Source organism: Mariniflexile sp. AS56, assembly GCF_030552475.1.
Classification (GTDB): Bacteria; Bacteroidota; Bacteroidia; order Flavobacteriales; family Flavobacteriaceae; genus Mariniflexile.
In genome coordinates this window covers 42,488-63,843 of sequence record NZ_JAUPED010000015.1, presented here as the reverse complement: position 1 = coordinate 63,843, position 21,356 = coordinate 42,488, and the positions used below count along the sequence as shown (strand labels likewise).

Genomic DNA, 21,356 nt, shown 5'->3' with positions numbered 1-21,356 from the left:
ATAATTTTGACCAGCTATAAAATCTAACAAATACATTATGAAAACCACCATTTTAGGGTACCCAAGAATTGGAAGCCAACGTGAACTAAAAAAAGCCAATGAAGCCTTTTGGTCTGGAAAAATTGACCAAGACACCTTATTAAAAACAGCTTCGGAACTAAAAAAACAAAACTGGATCCAACAACAGGAACTTGGAATTGATTTAATCCCATCAAACGATTTTTCTTTATACGACCAAGTATTAGATGCTTGCTTAACTTTTGGATGCATCCCAAAACGTTACAGTAATTTTGATAAAACTAAGAGTCTTGAATTGTATTTCGCTATGGCCAGAGGTCACCAAAAAGAGCATTTAGATGTCACTGCCATGGAAATGACAAAATGGTTTGACACCAACTACCACTATATCGTGCCTGAATTTGAAAAAGACCAGAGTTTTGAATTCTTTTCTAGAAAAATTATAGAAGAATATAAAGAAGCCTTAGCTATAGGTATTAAAACCAAACCCGTATTAATTGGTCCCGTAACTTTTTTATTATTAGGTAAAGAAAAAACAGCAGGTTTTAATAGACTCGATTTACTAGATAAATTACTTCCTGTTTATTTTGAAATAATTGAAGAATTAACAATTTTGGATGTTGAATACATTCAGTTTGACGAACCTTGTTTAGCCCTTAACCTTTCAGAAAATGAACGTGAGGCAATAAAAACGACTTACGGCACCATTCATACCAAGTTTCCGAAGTTAAAAGTATATTTAGCCAATTATTTTGATTGTTATGGTGAAAATTTAGAAACAGCATTACAACTTCCTGTAGACACCTTGCATTTAGATTTAGTTAGATGCCCATCGCAACTAGACGATATTTTAGAATCTAAACATTACAACAAGAAAACAAAATTAGCATTGGGTCTTGTAGATGGAAGGAATATTTGGAAAAACGATTTTGAAGCGTCTTTAAAAATCATTCAAAAAGCGACACATCACATCCAACCAGAAAACTTATGGATTTCTGCATCTTGTTCCCTACTTCATGTGCCTTATGATTTAGATTTGGAAACTAACTTACAAGCTGAAATAAAACAATGGCTCGCCTTTGCAAAACAAAAGTTGGAAGAAATAACGACCCTTCAAGCGCTATCTTCTTCAGATAACGAGGCGCATTTGTCCCTTTATGAAGAAAATAAACTAGCTAACCTCACCCGAAAAAACTCAAAACTTATTCATAACCAAAACGTAAAGGAACGCATCTCGCAACTTAAAGAAACCGATAGCCATCGCGAAAATAGTTTTTCAATTAGGCAGGCAACTCAAAAAGCTGCGTTAAAATTACCTTTATACCCCACCACAACTATTGGCTCCTTTCCGCAAACCAAAGAAGTAAGAAGCTGGCGATTAAAATATAAAAAAGGATTATTGTCGCAAGACGCTTATGATGCGTTAATTGCTAAAGAAATAGAAGATTCCATTCGTTTTCAAGAAAAAATTGGTCTGGATGTACTTGTTCATGGTGAATTTGAACGTAACGATATGGTTGAATATTTTGGAGAAAAACTAAACGGGTTTGCCTTCAGCGATTTCGGTTGGGTACAAAGCTACGGGAGCCGTTGTGTAAAACCACCTATTTTATTTGGTGATGTGTCTCGCGAAAACCCTATGACCTTAGCATGGTCTACCTACGCACAAAGCTTAACCAACATACCTGTAAAAGGCATGTTAACAGGGCCTGTTACTATTTTACAATGGTCTTTTGTTAGAAACGACCAGCCCAGAGCAACTACCTGTAACCAAATTGCTTTAGCTATTAGAGATGAAGTTGTAGATCTGGAAAAAAACGGATTAAAAATAATTCAAATAGACGAACCTGCCATTCGAGAAGGTTTACCTTTAAGAAAAGAAGCATGGCTTCATTACTTAAATTGGGCTGTGAAGGCCTTTAGGATTTCGGCAAGTGGTGTAAAAGACGAAACACAAATACATACCCACATGTGTTATTCTGAATTTAATGATATTATTTCGAGTATTGCCGATATGGATGCTGACGTTATAACCATTGAAACTTCACGATCTGAAATGGAATTATTAGATGTTTTTGTAAACTTTAAATACCCTAATGAAATTGGACCCGGCGTTTATGATATTCACTCACCAAGAGTACCTTCCTTAGAAGAAATTGAAGCCCTATTAACCAAAGCTAAAAATGTATTGCCCAACCAACATATTTGGGTAAACCCCGATTGTGGTTTAAAAACCAGAGATTGGCCAGAAACAAAAGAAGCTCTAAAGAATTTAGTGAAAGCAGCTTCAAACTTGAGAAAAAAAGAATTGACACTAGTTTAACTATTCTAAAACCTGAACTCTACTTAAAACTTGTTAGAGTTCAGGTTTAATTATTCGTTTTGGGCACTCTGAATAATAAAATGATGCCTATCAAAAAGAAAACAAATAGGAATAAAATAGCATCTCGCATCGATCGGTGATGATCTACAATAGCAAAAATAATCATACCAATTACAATACCTATTTTTTCAGCAACATCATAAAAACTAAAATACGATGTTGTATCATCTGTTTCAGGCAAAAATTTTGAATAAGTTGAGCGCCCTAGAGCCTGCACACCCCCCATTACTAGTCCAACTATACTTGCTGCTATATAAAACTGAAAAGGAGTTTCCATAAAATAAGCATATATACAAAGACACATCCAGATAAAATTAACTACAATTAACGTATTTATATTCCCGAATTTCGATGATGCTCTTGACGTTAAAATAGCTCCTAAAATTGCGACTAACTGAATCACTAAAATACTACCTATTAACCCAATTGTTTTTTCTCCCTCAGATGTCCACAAAATTACTTTTTCACCAAAATAAACAGCCATTAGCATAATTGTTTGTACAGCCATACTAAAAACAAAAAAGGCATACAAATAACGCTTTAACCGAGAATTTTGCTTCAATTGTTTCCAAACCCCTCTCAATTCTTTCAATCCATTAAACAAGACAGCTTTAGTCACTTTATGCCCTTTTGAAGTTCCTTTTGGCAACCAATAAAATGAATATTGACTAAACAAAACCCACCAAATCCCTACAGTTATAAATGAAGTTTTCATTGCCTTAATTGAAGCCGTATTTTTATCTTCTTCCGTTAAACCAATATCAAAACCAAACCATTCAGGTTTCATAACCATAGCCAGATTTAGTATTAATAACAAAACACTTCCAATATATCCCATTGAAAAACCTTTAGCACTGATACCATCCTGTTGTTCGGGAAATGCTATATCAGGTAAATAGGAATTATAAAACACCAAACTCCCCCAATACCCTATTAGTCCCATAAAATAGAACAGTATACTTATATGAATGAAGTTTAAATCAAAAAAATACAGACCAACACAGCCGAAGCCTCCTAAATAACAAAAGAATTTCATGAAATTCTTTTTATTTCCTATATAATCAGAAATACCAGATAATATAGGAGAAGAAATTGCTACGACCAAAAATGTGAATGCTGTTATTATTTCTATTAACACAGTTTGTTTCATTTCAAAGCCAAAAGCAGAAACCAATTCCGTTTTAGATTTAAACAATGAAGAGTAAAAAAGTGGAAATATAGAAGAAGCAATTGTTAAGGTATAAACCGAATTTGCCCAATCGTAAAACGCCCAAGCATTAAGAAGTTTTTTGCTTCCTTTTTCTAAAGTTGCCATAAATAAAAAGCTGCTCTTTTTATGAGCAGCTTCAAAGTAAGTAAATATTTTTGAATTTCGTCTTAAGAAACCATTATCTAAAGGATGTCACTCCAAATTTAGCAGCTTCTTCCTTAGCTCTAGGAGCTAAAGCGGTAAGATTTGCAATTCTGGAATCGTTTGATGGGTGTGTACTTAATAATTCTGGTGGTGCTTGTCCGCTACTTTGCGCACTCATACGCTTCCAAAGTTCAGCACCTTCTTCTGGATTGTAACCAGCAATCGCCATTAAATACAATCCTATTTGATCGGCTTCCGTTTCATGCGATCGACTAAAAGGCAGCATTAACCCTACTTGAGAACCTATACCATAATATTGGTTGAAAGCATTTCTAGATTGCTCATCTTTAATAGCTACATTCCCAGCAATAGCAACACCTTGTTGTACATAAGCAGCACTCATACGTTGTTGTCCATGGTTTGCTAAAGCGTGTGCTACCTCATGCCCCATAATAGCAGCCAACCCAGTTTCTCCCTTTGCAATTGGTAAAATACCTGTATAAACTACAATTTTTCCTCCTGGCATACACCAAGCATTTACTGTATTATCATCTACTAAATTATACTCCCATTTATAATCGTTTAAATAACCAACATTGCCGTTGGCATTTAACCAACGCTCTGCAGCTACTGCTATTTTCTGCCCTACTCTGGTTACCATCGCAGCATCTGAAGTGCCTTTAAGCACTTTATTTTCAGATAAGAATTGATCGTATTGAGCAAAGGCTGTTGGAAATAATTGTGAATTTGGCACCAAGGCCATCGTTTTTTTTCCTGTAAAAGGATTTGTTGCGCACGACACAATCAACCCTACAGTTCCTAATATTAAAAGTATATTTTTCAGTTTCATCTTAATTGTTTTAAATATGGTATAAAAATACGAAAATTGTACCTTTAGTTTTTTACACTATTTTATATTTATTTTCTATAATTAACATTTTAGCTAATATGTTATGTTTTCTAATAAATTCCGACCTACTAAAAAAAAGATAATGAATAGAATACTAATTTTATGCCTGGCGCTTCTAGTTATAAGTTGTAAAGGAAATGCGCAAAAAGACGATAAAAAATCAGATAAAAACAGCTATACTGTTACAAAAACAGAAGCAGAATGGAAGAAAGAACTTTCTGAATCTCAATTTTATGTGCTTCGTAAAGCAGGTACAGAACGTCCTTTTTCTAGTCCTTTAAATAAAAACTACAAAAAAGGCACCTATGTTTGTGCGGCATGCGACACACCATTATTTGAAAGTGAATACAAATTCGATTCGGGTACAGGTTGGCCAAGTTTTGATAGAGAAATAAAAGGTAACGTTGCTTTTGGTACCGATAGCAATTTAGGATATTCGAGAGATGAGGAACATTGTGCCACTTGTGGCGGCCATTTAGGGCACGTTTTTAATGATGGTCCAAAAAATACTACTGGAAAAAGACACTGTATAAATGGTGTGGCGTTAAAATTTATTTCTGAATAATTTATTTTGAGCCAACTGTTTTTTAGCATTGTACTTTAAAATGTTTTATATAGAATATGGAAAGCTATTTAATAAGCGTTATTAAGCAATTTGAATATTATAAAAGTTTAGGTGATAAAACTTTTAACCAATTGACTTTTGAAGAAATGCAATGGCAAAGTAATGAAGCTTCGAATTCTATTTCTGTGATTTCAAAACACATAGTAGGCAACATGTTAAGCCGTTGGACCAATTTTCTAACAGAAGATGGCGAGAAATCTTGGCGCCATCGCGAGGCCGAATTTGAAGACACTTACGCTTCAAAAGAAGATGTAATAGCTTCCTGGGAAAGTGCTTGGTTATGTTTATTTAGTACTTTAAAATCTTTAAAAGAGGAAGATTTAGAGCGTATCATTTATATTCGAAACGAAGGACACACAGTAACCGAAGCTATTAACAGACAATTAGCGCATTACCCCTACCACATTGGGCAAATGGTGTTTTTAGGGAAACTTTTAAAAGATGCACAATGGCAGTCTTTATCTATTCCCAAGGGCAATTCTACAAAATACAACGAAGAAAAATTTAATAAAGAAAAAGGCAGACGCCATTTTACGGATGATTTATAACAACAAAAAACGCCTTTAAAAATTATTAAAGGCGTTTTTATATAAAATTAAATTATTATTTGGCTTGCAACAATCGGGTTGTATAATAGCCTATTTCACGAGTAATGAGTCCTTCATCATTAAAATCATGGGTTAGCATAACGGGCATTTGAACTTTTTTCCCATCCGATTTTCGAATAAATCGCGCATTCCACCATGATTGCACGACTTTACCATTACCTATTTCATATTCTAAATAATCGGGATATCCTACAACATCAAAACTTTCAATAGTATAACTTTCTAACATTTTTTTAAACGCTACTTTCTCTTCAGCTACGGTATAAGATTCATCTTTACCCATATCTAAGTTAGTGAATTGGGCGTTTTCAGCAAAAAAACTAAACCCTTTATCAACATCTCCATGTTCCAAAGCCCCCATCATCATTCTTACTTTATTAATGTTTTCATGTTGGTTATAAATAGTTCCATTGGTTCTTGAAGCAAAACCATTTCGAATTTCATCAAAAACGGAACCATCATCATAACTAATCATTCGCGCAATTTTATTATCCTTATTAACAATAAACAACCTGTGTAATTGCATGTCTAACTTAACTCCGGTTTTACTATGAATACCTCTAAGATAGTCCCAAGTTTGAACCCAAGTGCCACTTTTATCATACTCTAAAGCATCTGGATACGCTTCACCACTACGTTTAATGCTTAAATATGAAGCATTGTCATTCCAAAAAATTGATTGATTTAAAAACGCTTTTTTATCCGATCCTTTAGAATCTGGATTGGAGTTCATACCATTAATAGCTCGAAATTCCTTTGCTAAATAATTTGAAACTTTAGCCGTATCACCTTTTATAAAGGCTTGCTGCATAGCTTCTACAACGGTAATGGCAGGATGCTCACTGTAAATAGTCCCGTTTTTTTTCTTTTGAGAGTACATGACAACTGTAAACAGCAGCATTATCAAGATTGCTTGTTTTTTCATTTTTAATAAAATTTAGTTGATTATATCTTTAAATTTAATCAAAAACGACTGACATTCAATGAATTAAAATAAATTTTATTAGAATTAAAAATTATTTATTTCTTTAAACGCTTCTTATAAGGCCTTATAATTAAACGGGCTTCTCTATCAAAACGCACATAATTATATACCCAATTTATAAAAACTATCATGCGATTTCTAAAACCAATTAAGAAAAAAAGGTGTATAAACATCCAAACATACCATGCGAAAGCTCCTTGAAATTTAAACTTTGGCAAATCTACAACGGCTTTATTACGCCCAATAGTTGCCATAGCGCCTTTATCATTGTAAACAAAAGGAAGCATGGGCTGGTTATCTATTAACCGAACCATGTTTTCGCCTAATTGTTTTCCTTGTTGAATGGCCGGTTGCGCCATCATGGGTAAACCATTAGGGAACTCATTGGTGACCATATTGGCGATATCGCCTACCGCAAAAATATTTTGAAACCCGTTTACTTGACTAAACTCATTTACTAAAAGCCGTGCACCTTTGGTAATTAAATCGCCTGCATCTAAGCCCTTTATAGTCGCTCCCTTTACTCCTGCTGCCCAGACTAAGGTGGCGGTTTCGAAGGTTAAATCGGTATTTGTAGTGACTGTTTTTCCATCATAATTGGTCACTCTTACGTTTTTCCAAACGTTTACTCCTAGCTTTTCTAGAAAGTCTTCAGCTTTTTCAGATGCCTGATCACTCATCCCCTTTAAAATACAATTACTAGATTGAATGATATGTATTTGCGCCAAACGTGTATCTAAATCAGGATAATCTTTAGGTAAAATACCTTTTTTAATTTCGGCCAAAGCCCCTGCTAACTCTACGCCTGTTGGTCCGCCACCTACAATAACAAAATTCATAAGGGCATTGCGTTCGTTTAAATCGGACGTTAATAAGGCTTCTTCAAAATTTTCAAGAATTAAACTTCTTAAATTCAGCGATTCAGGTATGGTTTTCATCGCCATACTGTTTTTTTCTATTTCAGAATTACCAAAATAATTAGTTACAGCACCTGAAGCAACCACTAAATAGTCAAATTTAAGCTCCCCTATATCGGTTAAAACCTTGTTTTCAAGCGTATTTATTTCTTCAACATTTGCCAATCTAAAATGAAAATTGGGAAAATCCTTTAAAATTTTCCGAATTGGATACGCAATAGAATCAGGTTCCAAGCCACCTGTAGAAACCTGATAAAGAAGTGGTTGAAATGTGTGATAGTTGTTTTTATCAAGTAAAACGACTTGTACTTCTTGTTTAGATAGTTTTCTTGCCAAAGCAACCCCGGCAAAACCACCACCTATAATCACCACGCGAGGAAAACTTGTTCTTGGTATATTCATAAGGTAAATCTTAAAACAAAGGTAATAAAAGATATAAATTTATAGGATTCTAAATTCTTTATTCAAATTAGGTTTCGTAAATTCGTAGCTTGAAATAACGATTAAAAAAATCTCATGAGTAAATACGATATTATTGTTCTTGGAAGTGGTCCTGGTGGTTATGTTACAGCTATTAGAGCGTCGCAATTAGGTTTTAAAACCGCTGTTGTTGAAAAAGAAAACCTTGGTGGTGTATGTTTAAACTGGGGATGTATCCCTACGAAAGCATTACTAAAATCTGCTCAAGTATTTGAGTATTTAAAACATGCAAGCGATTATGGCTTAACTATTACAGAATACGACAAAGATTTTAATGCTGTTGTAGACCGTAGCCGTGGTGTTGCTAATGGTATGAGTAAGGGTATTGAGTTTTTAATGAAGAAAAACAAAATAGACGTTATTAAAGGTTATGGTAAAATTAAACCAGGCAAAAAAATAGATGTTGATGGTACTGAATACAGTGCAGACCACATTATCATTGCAACTGGAGCACGTTCTCGTGAATTACCTAACTTACCTCAAGATGGTAAAAAAGTAATTGGATACAGAGAAGCGATGAGCTTACCAAACCAACCAAAGAAAATGATTGTTGTAGGTTCTGGTGCTATTGGTGTTGAATTCGCTTATTTCTACAACTCTATGGGAACTGAAGTTACCATAGTAGAATATTTACCGAATGTTGTACCTGTTGAAGATGAAGACGTATCTAAACAATTAGAAAAATCTTTTAAGAAAAGTGGTATTAATATCATGACTTCTGCTGAAGTAATTAAAGTAGACACATCTGGTGAAGGTGTGAAAGCAACTGTTAAAACGAGTAAAGGTGAAGAAGTTTTAGAAGCTGATATTATTTTATCTGCTGTTGGAATTAAAACAAACATTGAAAACATTGGTTTAGAAGATGTTGGAATTGTTGTTGATAGAGATAAAATTTTAGTAAATAGCTTTTACCAAACAAATATGCCAGGATACTACGCTATTGGCGATGTAACTCCTGGACAAGCTTTAGCACACGTTGCTTCTGCTGAAGGTATTTTATGTGTTGAAAAAATTGCTGGACTTCATGCTGAAGCTTTAGACTACGGAAACATACCAGGTTGTACTTACTGTACTCCTGAAATTGCTAGTGTTGGTTTAACTGAAAAGCAAGCAAAAGAGAAAGGACTTGATATTAAAGTTGGTAAATTCCCATTCTCTGCTTCTGGTAAAGCAAGTGCTGCTGGTACTAAAGATGGTTTTGTAAAAGTAATTTTCGATGCTAAATATGGTGAATGGTTAGGTTGCCACATGATTGGTGCTGGTGTAACCGATATGATTGCTGAAGCTGTTTTAGGTAGAAAATTAGAAACTACAGGTCATGAAGTATTAAAAACAGTACATCCTCACCCAACTATGAGTGAAGCGGTTATGGAAGCTGTTGCTGCTGCTTATGATGAAGTAATTCATTTATAGAAAAAAAGATATTTAGAATTCTAGATAATAAAAAAAGTTCCGAGAAATCGGAACTTTTTTTATTTTAAAACCTAAATTTTGAACCTAAGGTAAATGCACTCTTAGACCCAAAAGAATAGTCTGTATTTATTGGTATATCTCCTGTTAACCTGTAATTAAACTTCGCTTCGATTAAAAAACTTTCAGATATATCATATTGAATACCCATGGTTCCAAATACTGCTGGAGCACTTTCTAACCCCTTACTATTCGTGTAAAAATCCAATTTTGGGCCAATTAAAAAACTTACTTTTTTAGTTATATTATACTTTAACAATAATGGAAATTCAAATACGGCATAATCACCACCGGTTCTTGTTTCCATGCCTTGTTTGAAAGCCCAATGGCTGTTAATCTTAATTTCATCAAAACGAGAAGCCTTTTCCTCGGTAACTCCTTTTGAATGTACCGAACTATCTACTTGTTCATTTTCTTGAGCAACCAGACTAATGGTAAACAATATAAATATGATGACATTTATAATTTTCATGATTTGAATTCTATTCCGAGTGTAAATCTGTTTTGATCAATTAAACAAATATAAATCCACTCTTATTAAAATTCTCACAAATAAATTATAAAAAATTTACTCTAAAAAAAACTTTGAATAGCCAACTCATAGCTCTGCAAGCCAAAACCAAGAATAACCCCTTTCGCATTAGGTGATATAAATGACTGATGTCTAAATTCTTCACGACCAAATGTATTGGAAATATGAACTTCAACCACGGGTGTTTCTATGCCCTTCACAGCATCACCAATACCTATTGAAGTGTGTGTATAGGCACCGGCATTTAAAATAACGCCATCAAAACTAAAACCAACTTCATGTAATTTATCAATAAGCACTCCTTCAATATTCGATTGAAAATAATTGATTTGAACATTTGGGTATTTCTCTTGAACTTCTTCTAAAAACTCGGTAAAAGTTAAACTACCATAAATATTTGGTTCGCGTTTTCCTAATAAATTTAAATTGGGCCCGTTGATGATCATAAGTTTCTTCATAACTCAAAAGTATTAAAAAAAAAGCATAAAAAGATGAAGATATAAATATTGCCCCTTTTCATAATAACATGCTCCTTCAATTTATAAAAAATAAAAAATTTAAGTTTCTAGATTTAGTTACCGCAAATATCTCTACTAAGTTCTAAAATTTCCGCTATTTTTACACTTATGAAATGGGAAAACGCATTAAAAGACTATCAATTATATTTGAAAATTGAACGCGGTTTATCCAAAAACTCCATCGCTAATTACAGTCTTGATGTTAAAAAACTTATGGGTTATTTGGAGGAACATGGCATTAGTGAATCGCCTATTTCCATAAAATCTGCCACCATACAACAGTTTATTTATGAAACAGCCAAAGCTGTAAATGCACGCTCCCAGTCGCGGTTAATATCTGGCTTACGTAGTTTTTTTAGTTATTTGATATTTGAAGATTATATAACATCTAACCCTTTAGAACTTATAGAATCACCGAAAATAGGGCGAAAATTACCTGATACTCTTTCGGAAGAAGAAATTGATAAACTAATTAACGCTATTGATTTAAGTAAACCCGAAGGAGAACGCAACAGGTCTATGCTCGAAACTTTATACGGTTGTGGACTGCGTGTAAGCGAACTTACCAATCTTAAAATATCAGATTTATTTTTTGAAGAAGGCTTTATTAAAGTAACCGGTAAAGGTGATAAACAACGCTTTGTACCCATTATAGGCATAACCCAAAAATATATTAATATTTATAGAAGTCAAATTCGGAACCATATGGTTGTTAAGCCTGGGTTTGAAGACACCTTGTTTTTAAACCGAAGAGGCAAACAACTTACACGCGCCATGGTTTTTACCATTATAAAACAATTAGCTGAAAAAATAGGGCTTAAAAAAAGCATTTCACCACACACCTTCAGGCATTCATTTGCAACACATCTATTACAAAATAATGCCGATTTAAGATCCATACAACTTATGTTAGGACACGAAAGCATTACCACTACCGAAATTTATGTTCATCTTGATAAAAGTCATTTAACCAAGGTTGTAGAAAAGTATCATCCTAGGAAATAACTTTGAACTTTAGACTAAACTAAAAAATCCAGCCTAGGCTGGATTTTTAATATATGATAGTATTAGATTTTACTACTTCGCTATATTTACGGCTCTAGTTTCTCTAATAACAGTTACTTTAACTTGACCTGGATACGTCATATCAGTTTGTACTTTTTGAGAAATACTAAATGATAAATCGGCTGCCTTTTGGTCGTCTACTTTTTCGCTTTCAACAATAACACGTAATTCTCTACCTGCTTGAATTGCGTAAGCTTTCTTCACACCATTAAATCCGAAAGCAATATCTTCCAAATCCTTTAAACGTTGAATGTAGCTATCTAAAACTTGGCGACGTGCTCCTGGACGTGCCCCTGAAATAGCATCACAAACTTGAATAATTGGCGAAATTAAAAACTTCATTTCTACCTCGTCGTGATGGGCTCCAATAGCATTACATACCTCATCTTTCTCACCGTATTTTTCAGCCCATTGCATACCTAAAATAGCATGCGGGGTTTCCATATCTGCTTCCGCATCTGGCACCTTACCTATATCGTGTAATAAACCTGCACGTTTAGCCAATTTCGGGTTCAACCCTAACTCAGCAGCCATAACGCCACAAAGTTTAGCAACTTCACGCGAGTGTTGTAATAAGTTTTGTCCGTAAGATGAACGATATTTCATTCTACCTACCATTTTAATAAGTTCAGGATGTAAATTGTGAATTCCTAAATCTATAACAGTACGCTTACCTACTTCTATAATTTCTTGTTCAATTTGTTTTTTAGTTTTCTCTACAACTTCTTCAATTCTTGCTGGGTGAATTCTACCATCGGTTACTAATTTATGTAACGACAAACGTGCAATTTCACGTCTAACAGAATCAAAACAAGATAGAATAATTGCTTCTGGAGTATCATCAACAATAATTTCTACACCTGTTGCTGCTTCAATGGCACGAATATTTCGACCTTCACGACCAATAATACGACCTTTAACATCATCAGATTCAATATTAAATACAGATACACAGTTATCAACCGCTTCTTCTGTACCAATACGCTGTATCGTATTTATAATGATTTTCTTAGCATCTTGTTCCGCCGTTAATTTGGCTTCTTCCATCGAGCTTTGAATGTATGCCATCGCATCACTTTTAGCTTCCCCTTTTAAAGACTCCACCAATTGTGATTTAGCTTCTTCAGCTGAAAGGCTAGAAATAACTTCAAGTTGTTGTACTTGGCTTTTGTGTAATCTGTCTATTTCCTCTTGCTTTTTATCAATCACTGTTAATCTGTGATTATAATCTTTCTCTTTAATTTCAAGATTTTCACCTAGCTTTTTAGTTTTAGCAAGTTCGCTAGATATTTGAGATTCTTTATCACGAATACGTTTTTCAACTTCAGCCATTTTTTTATCACGTGAAAAAATAACCTTTTCGTGTTCCGCTTTAAGCTCTAAAAATTTCTCTTTTGCTTGAAGAATTTTATCCTTTTTAATCGACTCGCCTTCACTATTCGCTTCTTTAAGTACTAAAGTCGCATTCTTTCTAGCTTCCTTTACTAGTTTAGAAGCATTGTTTTTCTCTAAGGTTTTTGCTATAATAAAGCCTATTATAAGCCCTAATAATACACCCCCAGCAATCAATATAATTGAGTTATCCATTCTTGTGTTTAGTTAATAATTGTATATAAAAAAGCCCACACCAGTCTAAAGTTTTGTATAAACTCCTTAAAAACAAGTTTAGGGCTAACAAGCTGATCAAGGATCTACTCAAGGTAGCTTGCTTTTACAACTTAAACTCACCCTTTTTAAAGAATTAACGTTGAGTTTATCAAAAAAAATAACTAATGCAGGCAGTAACTTTTTAGTTTATTTAAAAGAACGTTTAAGAGACTAATTGAGATTGTAACAAATCGTTTAAAGCATTTAGTTTTTCTTCAACATGCTCACTTACACTCTCTTTATCCATAGACTTCTGTTCTACTTGAGATGCAAACTGTAAGGCACACATGGCCAACACATCTTGTTTATCTCGAACCGAATAACTTTGCTCAAATTGCTTAATCATCTCGTCAATTTTCTTAGCCGCTTTACGCAAGCCTTCTTCTTGACTGGCATCAATAGTTAAAGGATACACTCTATTAGCTATAGATAACTTTATTTTAAGCTTTTCTGACATTAAATATGATGTTGCTTAATCAGATAGTTGAGCAATACAATGATCAATATCTCTAATTAATGCGTTTATTTTAAGCTTAGTTTCTCTTTTATTTTCGTCACTACCAAGTATTGTATTTGCCATTTTTAGCGCTTCATACTTCTCTTCCCAACTTGCAATGTACAATTTTTGGTTTTGAATTTCTTGCTTTGAAACTTCTAATTCTTCATTCAGTTTCAAGTTCGCAAGCTTCAAAAGCTCTAGTTTGTGTAATACCTTGCTAATTTTGTTTTCTAAAGAATCTACAATATCTTCAATATTACTCATTTACAAATTTCAATACTTATCTCACAAAGTTAACATACCTGCTTATAAATTACAATTGTTTTTTAATAAAATTTCAAAAAATTCGTTTACACTCATATTCAATACCATGGCTCAATTTTTGTTTTATTCTTTTGCACATTCATAACTAATTAATAATTTAGCAGCAACTACTTACATATGCGATTCATCCTTTATTTCCTTTTGGTTTCCTCAACATTAATCAACGCTCAAAATAATTATCCACAAGATTATTTTGCATCACCGCTAGAAATTCCACTCATATTATCTGGAACTTTTGCCGAACTTCGTTCTAACCACTTTCATTCTGGCTTAGACATAAAAACCCAGCAACGTGAAGGCTTAAAAGTAATTTCTTGCGCAGATGGTTTTGTTAGCCGAATAAAATTATCACATTTCGGCTACGGAAAAGCCTTGTACATAACACACCCAAATGGTTATACCACTGTTTATGGGCACTTACAAAATTTTTCACCCGAGATAGATGCTTATATTAAAAAGCAGCAATACGAAGCAGAATCGTATGAAATTGAACTATTCCCTAGTGTAGAGACCTTGCCCGTAACAAAGGGAAGCTTGGTAGCCTATAGCGGAAATACTGGTGGCTCTGGTGGCCCACATTTACATTTTGAAATTCGCGATAAAGAAGAACGCCCTATAAACCCCATGCTTTTTGGTATTGATATTAAAGACAATTCACGCCCTATAGTAAGCGCTGTGTATGCCTATGCTTTGGATGAAAACGGTTCTGTAAACAAATCGAGCTCCAAACAAAAGCTAAGACTTATTCCTTTAAAAAACGGTGAGTATACAACTGAAAGTATTGAAGCCTTTGGCGCCATTGGTTTTGGTGTTGAAACTACAGACAGACAAGATTTGGCAGCCAACTCTAACGGCGTTTACAACATTCAAACGTTTGTAAATGGAAACCAAAACTTTGAAGTCGATTTTAGCATATTTTCTTTTGATGAATCGTCGTGCATCAATCAGTTTATTGATTATGAACATTATATAAATAGTAGACAGCGTATTCAACGCCTTTATAAAAAGAATAATCCGCTAAGTATTTTAAAACCCACTGTAAATGATGGTATTTTAGAAGTGAAAGATAGTACTGCCACTGTTTATAAAATTCGTGTATCCGACTTTAAAAACAATGAAACTTTTGTAACCATTAATATTAAAGGGAAAAAATCAAACGTTTCAAACCCTAAAGTTGAAAAGACAACACCTTATTATATTACAGCCAATCAAGCTACCAATTTGAAATCGGGTAATGTGTCTGTTGATTTTTACCCGAACACTTTTTATGAAGATTTCTATATGAATTTTGATGTAAGCAACGACACCCTAACCCTGCACCAAGACGTTATGCCTACTCGTAAAAACTTCACTATAAACTACGACATTAGTAATTATAAGGATGCAGACAAAGACCAATTGTTTATAGCACGATTAGTTGGCTCTAGAAAATACCCGTCGTACTCCACAACAAAAAGAGAAGGAAACATATTAACAACGAGCACCAAAACACTGGGCTCCTACGGGCTTGCTTCCGATACAACACGACCTTCTATTTCTCCTATAAATTTTAAAGAGGGCCAATGGTTAAGCGATTACAGGTTTTTAAAAGTGAGAATAAGTGATAACCTTTCTGGAATTTCAAATTACCGTGCCACCATTAATGGCAAATGGATTTTAATGGAATACGAGTACAAAAACAACACACTTACTTATGATTTTAATGACAGTACAGTGACCGACACTAAGAATGATTTTAAACTAATAGTAACCGATAATGTTGGAAATAGTGCTACTTTTGAAGCAACATTTTTCAGGAAATAACACCTAACCACAGCCTTTTGAAAACAAAACTTTACGCCCTTACCCTAGTCTTTTTTTCTATTATTCTTGTTGGTTATTCGCAAACAGCAACCATAAAAGGTGTTATTTTAGATGAAAACAACACTCCTATTGTAAACGTAAATATTAAAAGCAACGCCAAAGGCACCGTTACAAATATTAATGGATTTTATCTGTTAGAAATTCCAGCCAATAAAGATGTTTCTATTGAATTTACCCACCTATCTCATAAAAAGATAGTGAGTGTTTTCAATTTAAAAAATGGAGAGGATTATGAATTTAATCCGGTAATGAGCACTTCCTTAGAACAAATAGCCGCGGTTATTGTAACCAATAAACGCCAGCGCGATGTAGAAGGTATCATTACCCTAAAGCCCGAAACCATTCGTAAAATACCCGGAGCCAATGCCGGTGTAGAAAACTTACTATTAACACTTCCTGGAGTTAGTAACAACAACGAATTAAGTACACAATACTCGGTACGTGGCGGTAATTACGACGAAAACTTAGTGTATGTAAACGATATTGAAGTGTACAGACCCTTTTTAGTACGCTCTGGCCAACAAGAAGGTTTAAGTTTTGTAAATACCGATATGGTACAGAATGTCGATTTTTCAGCAGGTGGTTTCCAAGCTAAATATGGCGATAAACTTTCTTCTGTGTTAGATATCACCTATAAAAATCCTTATCAATTTGAAGTTAATGCCGATTTAAGTTTATTGGGCGGTAGTTTTTCAATTGAAAATATAAGTAAAGATTCTAAATTCTCTGGTATTGTTGGTCTTCGTTATCGTGATAATAGTTTATTGGTAGATGCTAAAGAAACTGAAACTAATTTTAAACCATCGTTTGCAGATGCACAAGCCTATTTCACTTATAAGTTTACAAGTAAATTTCATTTAAGCTTTTTAGGTAATGCGGCTATTAATAAATATGATTACCAGCCACAAACAAGACAAACCAATTTCGGGACCCTTACCGACCCTATTGCCCTTTTAGTATTTTATGAAGGACAAGAAAAAGATCGTTACCAAACTTATTTTGGAGCTTTTAAAGGAACTTACTTTGCCAATGACGATTTAACTTTAAAACTGATTGCTTCGAGATACAACACTACTGAAGAAGAGTATTTTGATATTTTAGCACAATACCGCTTAGGTGAAGTAAACTCCAATATAGGTGATGAAAGTTTAGGTGAAGTTGAATTTAGCCGAGGTGTTGGAGCGCAACTGAATCATGGTCGAAACGATTTAGATGCCTTAATTACGAATATTGAACATAAAGGTGATTTCAATGTAAACGACAACCGTTTTGAATGGTCTTTAAAATATACCAATGAAGATATTCGCGACCGTTTAATTGAATGGGAAGTGATAGATTCTGCTGGATTTTCAATTAGACCGCCAAAAACAGTCCCTGCAAACGAGCAACCTTACACTCCTTACAGTGGCCCTTTAGAACCATTTACAAATGTGCGTGCTACCAATTACACACAAATTAATAGATTGCAAGCATATGCACAATGGAGCAAACGCGCTACTTTAGGCACAAGCGATGTTTGGTACAATGCAGGTGTTCGTGTTCACAACTGGACTGTAAATGGCGATAATATAACAACATCTAACCAAACCGTATTTAGTCCGCGAGCGCAATTCGCTATAAAACCCAATTGGGAGAAGGATATGCTTTTCAGGATTGCTGCTGGTTTATATTACCAACCTCCTTTTTACAGAGAACTTCGTGATGCTGGTGGTGTGGTACAACCCGATGTAAAAGCCCAAAAATCGTTTCACTTGGTTTTAGGAAATGACTATAGTTTTAAAATGTGGGAACGTCCTTTTAAACTAACATCTGAAGCTTATTACAAGAAACTTTCAGATGTAAACCCGTATACTTTAGAAAATGTGCGTATTCGCTATTCGGCAAACAACAATGCTGAAGCCTATGCTTACGGATTAGATTTACGATTGAATGGTGAATTTGTTCCCGGAACCGAATCATGGTTTAGTTTTGGGTATTTAAAAACCGAAGAAAACATTAATAACAGAGGCTATATTGCCCGCCCAACAGACCAACGTTTAAAATTTGCTGCCCTATTTCAAGATTATGTACCAAACGTACCTAATATGAAATTGTACTTGAATTTAGTTTACAACACTGGTTTACCTGGAGGCTCGCCAAGTTATGCAGACCCTTACGATTACCAAAACCGTTTACCAGACTACAAACGTGCCGATTTAGGTTTGCAATTTGTAATTGTAGATGCTAAAAAACAATTCAGTAGCGGTTGGAAAAAACCTTTTAAAGAACTTTCATTTGGTTTTGAAATCTATAACATGTTTGATGTACAAAACTCCATTACTAACACTTGGGTACGCGATGTGTACACAAAGCGTCAATATGCCATTCCAAACTATTTAACGCCACGAGTTTTCAACGTGAGAACCACTATGAAGTTTTAATTACTCAGCAAAAGCCTTCAAAACGGCAACCACATAATCGATCTCTTCCTTGGTATTGTAAATACTAAATGAAAATCGGATAGAAGGTTTTTCTAAATCTTCAGCATTTAAAATTTCACTTAAAACATGCGATTTTTGGTTACTTCCACTCTGGCAAGCACTTCCTTTAGAACAAGCAATGCCTTTTAAATCTAATTGAAATAGTAACATTGCTGCTTTCTTGGGAGATATAGGTAAACAAACATTCACTAAGGTATATGTGCTTTTTTCTAAATGACTAGACCTTCCATTAAAAGTTACATTTGGTAGCTCGCTTTCAATTTTAGAAATGAAGTACTGTTTTAAATCTTTTACGTAAGCCACTTCAGCTTCTAAATTATCATAAGCACTTTTCAAAGCTATTTCTAACCCTACAATATTATGAACACTTTCTGTACCAGCTCGAAGTCCGCGCTCCTGCTCGCCTCCTAAAGTAACTGGTTTTAATCCTGAGTTTTTTCTAATAAACGCAAAACCTACCCCTTTTGGCCCATGAAATTTATGAGCGGCTGCTGTTAAGAAATCAACTTGAATATCTTGTAAATCCATTTTATAATGCCCTACAGATTGTACCGTATCGCTATGAAACAAGGCACTATTTTCCTTGCACAGGGTCGCAACACGCTTCATATTTAAAATGTTGCCAATTTCATTATTAATATGCATTAAACTTACTAAGGTCTTGTTTTCATTTTTAAGCAAGGTTTCTAAATGCAAATAGTCAATTTTTCCGTTCGGTTTTAAATCCACATAACTTACAGCTATTTTATAATCTTTAACCAATTGGTCTATGGTATGCAAAACCGCATGATGTTCAATTTTAGAGGTAATAATATGTGTCACCTTTAAATCTCGAACCGCACTTAATAATATGAGGTTATCTGCTTCGGTGCCACCAGAAGTGAATATAATTTCACTAGCAGCAACATTTAAATAGCTTGCAACAGCTTTTCTAGATTTCTCAATTAATGCCTTAGACGATCTCCCAAAACTATGTGATGATGAAGCGTTACCATAATTGGTTTTCATAACTTCGGTCATCCCGGTGATTACTTCGTCTCTTATGGGAGTTGTGGCAGCATTATCAAAATATACCTGTTGCATGTCTTTTTTTTAGAGTGCAAAAATACTTAGAATAAAATTATTATTAATATGCTACGTTATAATTAACAATTCGTTTATTTTTGCCTAAAAACCCAAACCTAATGCGTAAGTTATTTTTCATTTTTCTTAGTCTATCTCTCTTAAGTTTATACACTTGTGATGATGGTGATATTATTACCGTTGATTTTGACTTTGACGAATCATTTCAAGCCTGCGGTACCGATGGTTTGGTTTTCTATAAAACAAAAGACAGTCCTTCGGAATCTTTATCTATAAAAATTGCTTCTATAGCCCTTGCAGACCTTCTTGAAGTTGGTGATGATGGTGTGTATGAAGAAGATTTTCAATTAAGCTCAACAAACACATTTAATTATAGAACTTATAGTAATGCCTCACTGCCTTCTTCTGGCTTATTTTGTAGTGATGTGCCACTTTCTTCAATTAAAATCACACAAGATATTGAAAGTACCAGCGGAAATGTAAATATTAGAACCGTACTAACTGAAGATGATAACGACGGTATTGCCGCAGAATTAGAAGATATTAATGGTAATGGCGATTTAACCGATGATGATACTGATGGCGACGGCATTCCTAATTATTTGGATGAAGATGATGATGGTGATAATGTGCTTACTAAAAATGAAAAACCAGACCCAAACAGCGATGGCGATTTAAGTGATGCCTTAGATACAGATCTAGACGGAATTCCAAATTATTTAGATGATGATGATGATGGTGATGGTATTAAAACACGCGATGAGGAAAACCAAACGCAAAACCAAAACCCAACAGATGATATCTCTGATACCACAACAGGAATTGCAGATTATTTAAACGCTACCGTAAAAGAAACGGTTACAGCCACTGCTTATAGAGAACATACTATTTATCAAACCTATGTGGTTACACTTACTGTATCCAACTTTGATTTACAAATTATATCTTTAGATGTTTTTGAATTTGGAGTATTAGATGATAGTTCTTTATCGACAACAAGAAAAGAAACACCGCCTTTTAATTAACCGTTAGATACATTCTGAAATATATAAACTTCGGTAGCACCAACTCCATATTTTTGGTAGTTGGCATCGTAGAATTTCACATTGTTGTAACGTCCAAAAAGGTATTCTAATTCCACTTTAAGTACGCCTTCGCCCACGCCATGTATAAAAACTATTTTTTGAATACGTTTTGAAATAGCAAAATCTAATTGGCGTCTGGCTGTATCTAATTGCAGCGTTAGCATATCGTGATTGTTCATCCCTCTTGGTGACTTGACTAGCTGATTGATGTGCAAATCGACTTCCATAGTAGGCTCAAAACGCTCTTTAGCTTTCACCTTTGGCTGCTTTCTTTTTGGAAATTGCTCTTTTTCTTTTAATGCTGAAATAGCACTCGCATGTGAAAACAACTCTTTCTTCATGTTTTCTTTGGAAGAAACTTTCACCAACTCGTTACTTTCAAAATCGAGTAAAAAACCATCCGTTGTTTCGACTGAAATAGTATTACCAACTATTTTTTTCACAACACCAGACATGGCCTCATCCATAACCAAAACCTTATCACCTACTTCAAAAACCATAGTTTTTAAT

Annotated in this window: 19 protein-coding genes and 1 other RNA gene; 8 read left to right on the top strand and 12 right to left on the bottom strand. The window is 34.3% G+C overall.

The window, feature by feature from the left end; all coding sequences use genetic code 11:
- The first annotated feature begins 37 nt into the window (after positions 1–37).
- On the top strand, positions 38–2,341 hold the full coding sequence (metE, locus tag Q5N74_RS15825) for a 5-methyltetrahydropteroyltriglutamate--homocysteine S-methyltransferase (RefSeq protein ID WP_304389963.1): 2,304 nt from the start codon (positions 38–40) through the stop codon (positions 2,339–2,341).
- Positions 2,342–2,387: 46 nt separating this feature from the next.
- Here the strand turns inward: metE and Q5N74_RS15820 are convergent, their stop codons facing one another.
- Positions 2,388–3,716, bottom strand: a complete 1,329-nt coding sequence (locus Q5N74_RS15820) for an MFS transporter (protein WP_304389962.1) — start codon at positions 3,714–3,716, stop codon at positions 2,388–2,390.
- A 73-nt stretch (positions 3,717–3,789) separates the two neighbouring features.
- Positions 3,790–4,605 carry a M48 family metallopeptidase gene (locus Q5N74_RS15815; protein WP_304389961.1) on the bottom strand — a complete coding sequence of 272 codons (816 nt, stop codon included), beginning with the start codon at positions 4,603–4,605 and terminating at the stop codon, positions 3,790–3,792.
- A 142-nt stretch (positions 4,606–4,747) separates the two neighbouring features.
- Here Q5N74_RS15815 and msrB point away from each other — a divergent pair, with 142 nt between their 5' ends.
- The gene (gene msrB, locus Q5N74_RS15810) at positions 4,748–5,230 is read left to right on the top strand and encodes a peptide-methionine (R)-S-oxide reductase MsrB (protein WP_304389960.1); all 483 of its coding nucleotides are present in this window, start codon (positions 4,748–4,750) and stop codon (positions 5,228–5,230) included.
- Between the two features lie 56 nt (positions 5,231–5,286).
- Complete coding sequence (locus Q5N74_RS15805) at positions 5,287–5,838, top strand: DUF1572 family protein (RefSeq protein WP_304389959.1); 552 nt, start codon at positions 5,287–5,289, stop codon at positions 5,836–5,838.
- Positions 5,839–5,893: 55 nt separating this feature from the next.
- Here the strand turns inward: Q5N74_RS15805 and Q5N74_RS15800 are convergent, their stop codons facing one another.
- A complete protein-coding gene (locus tag Q5N74_RS15800) occupies positions 5,894–6,823 on the bottom strand; it encodes a nuclear transport factor 2 family protein (RefSeq protein WP_304389958.1) in 930 nt (309 codons plus the stop codon).
- A 95-nt stretch (positions 6,824–6,918) separates the two neighbouring features.
- Entirely contained in the window at positions 6,919–8,202 is a 1,284-nt protein-coding gene (locus Q5N74_RS15795) for an NAD(P)/FAD-dependent oxidoreductase (RefSeq protein WP_304389957.1), read from the bottom strand.
- 114 nt (positions 8,203–8,316) lie between these two features.
- Here Q5N74_RS15795 and lpdA point away from each other — a divergent pair, with 114 nt between their 5' ends.
- Entirely contained in the window at positions 8,317–9,693 is a 1,377-nt protein-coding gene (lpdA, locus tag Q5N74_RS15790) for a dihydrolipoyl dehydrogenase (protein WP_304389956.1), read from the top strand.
- A gap of 64 nt (positions 9,694–9,757) precedes the next feature.
- On the opposite strand, the gene Q5N74_RS15785 is transcribed toward lpdA, so the two are convergent.
- A complete protein-coding gene (locus Q5N74_RS15785; protein WP_304389955.1) occupies positions 9,758–10,222 on the bottom strand; it encodes a hypothetical protein in 465 nt (154 codons plus the stop codon).
- Between the two features lie 101 nt (positions 10,223–10,323).
- Positions 10,324–10,740 (bottom strand): type II 3-dehydroquinate dehydratase, encoded by a 417-nt coding sequence (aroQ, locus tag Q5N74_RS15780; protein ID WP_304389953.1) that lies wholly within the window; start codon positions 10,738–10,740, stop codon positions 10,324–10,326.
- 168 nt (positions 10,741–10,908) lie between these two features.
- Between aroQ and xerD the strand changes: the two genes are divergently transcribed.
- Positions 10,909–11,805: a site-specific tyrosine recombinase XerD gene (gene xerD, locus Q5N74_RS15775; protein ID WP_304389952.1), complete on the top strand. Its 897-nt coding sequence runs from the start codon at positions 10,909–10,911 to the stop codon at positions 11,803–11,805.
- A gap of 72 nt (positions 11,806–11,877) precedes the next feature.
- On the opposite strand, the gene rny is transcribed toward xerD, so the two are convergent.
- From rny to Q5N74_RS15755, 4 genes are all read right to left on the bottom strand, one after another.
- Positions 11,878–13,452, bottom strand: a complete 1,575-nt coding sequence (gene rny / locus Q5N74_RS15770; protein WP_304389951.1) for a ribonuclease Y — start codon at positions 13,450–13,452, stop codon at positions 11,878–11,880.
- Between the two features lie 59 nt (positions 13,453–13,511).
- A non-coding RNA gene (gene ssrS / locus Q5N74_RS15765) (6S RNA) lies at positions 13,512–13,618 on the bottom strand.
- A gap of 57 nt (positions 13,619–13,675) precedes the next feature.
- Positions 13,676–13,969 carry a cell division protein ZapA gene (locus Q5N74_RS15760; RefSeq protein WP_304389950.1) on the bottom strand — a complete coding sequence of 98 codons (294 nt, stop codon included), beginning with the start codon at positions 13,967–13,969 and terminating at the stop codon, positions 13,676–13,678.
- Positions 13,970–13,984: 15 nt separating this feature from the next.
- Positions 13,985–14,275: a hypothetical protein gene (locus tag Q5N74_RS15755; protein ID WP_304389948.1), complete on the bottom strand. Its 291-nt coding sequence runs from the start codon at positions 14,273–14,275 to the stop codon at positions 13,985–13,987.
- A 177-nt stretch (positions 14,276–14,452) separates the two neighbouring features.
- On the opposite strand from Q5N74_RS15755, the gene Q5N74_RS15750 reads away from it, so the two are divergent.
- Both Q5N74_RS15750 and Q5N74_RS15745 read left to right on the top strand, forming a co-directional pair.
- Positions 14,453–16,138 (top strand): M23 family metallopeptidase, encoded by a 1,686-nt coding sequence (locus Q5N74_RS15750; RefSeq protein ID WP_304389947.1) that lies wholly within the window; start codon positions 14,453–14,455, stop codon positions 16,136–16,138.
- A 17-nt stretch (positions 16,139–16,155) separates the two neighbouring features.
- Positions 16,156–18,618, top strand: coding sequence for a carboxypeptidase-like regulatory domain-containing protein (locus Q5N74_RS15745; protein ID WP_304389946.1), 2,463 nt, complete (start codon positions 16,156–16,158; stop codon positions 18,616–18,618).
- Here Q5N74_RS15745 and Q5N74_RS15740 read toward each other — a convergent pair whose 3' ends face one another.
- Complete coding sequence (locus Q5N74_RS15740) at positions 18,619–19,761, bottom strand: cysteine desulfurase family protein (RefSeq protein ID WP_304389945.1); 1,143 nt, start codon at positions 19,759–19,761, stop codon at positions 18,619–18,621.
- 101 nt (positions 19,762–19,862) lie between these two features.
- Here Q5N74_RS15740 and Q5N74_RS15735 point away from each other — a divergent pair, with 101 nt between their 5' ends.
- Positions 19,863–20,786: a hypothetical protein gene (locus tag Q5N74_RS15735; RefSeq protein ID WP_304389944.1), complete on the top strand. Its 924-nt coding sequence runs from the start codon at positions 19,863–19,865 to the stop codon at positions 20,784–20,786.
- Here Q5N74_RS15735 and Q5N74_RS15730 read toward each other — a convergent pair.
- A complete protein-coding gene (locus Q5N74_RS15730) occupies positions 20,783–21,346 on the bottom strand; it encodes a Smr/MutS family protein (RefSeq protein WP_304389943.1) in 564 nt (187 codons plus the stop codon). The genes Q5N74_RS15735 and Q5N74_RS15730 overlap by 4 nt on opposite strands.
- Positions 21,347–21,356 lie beyond the last annotated feature (10 nt).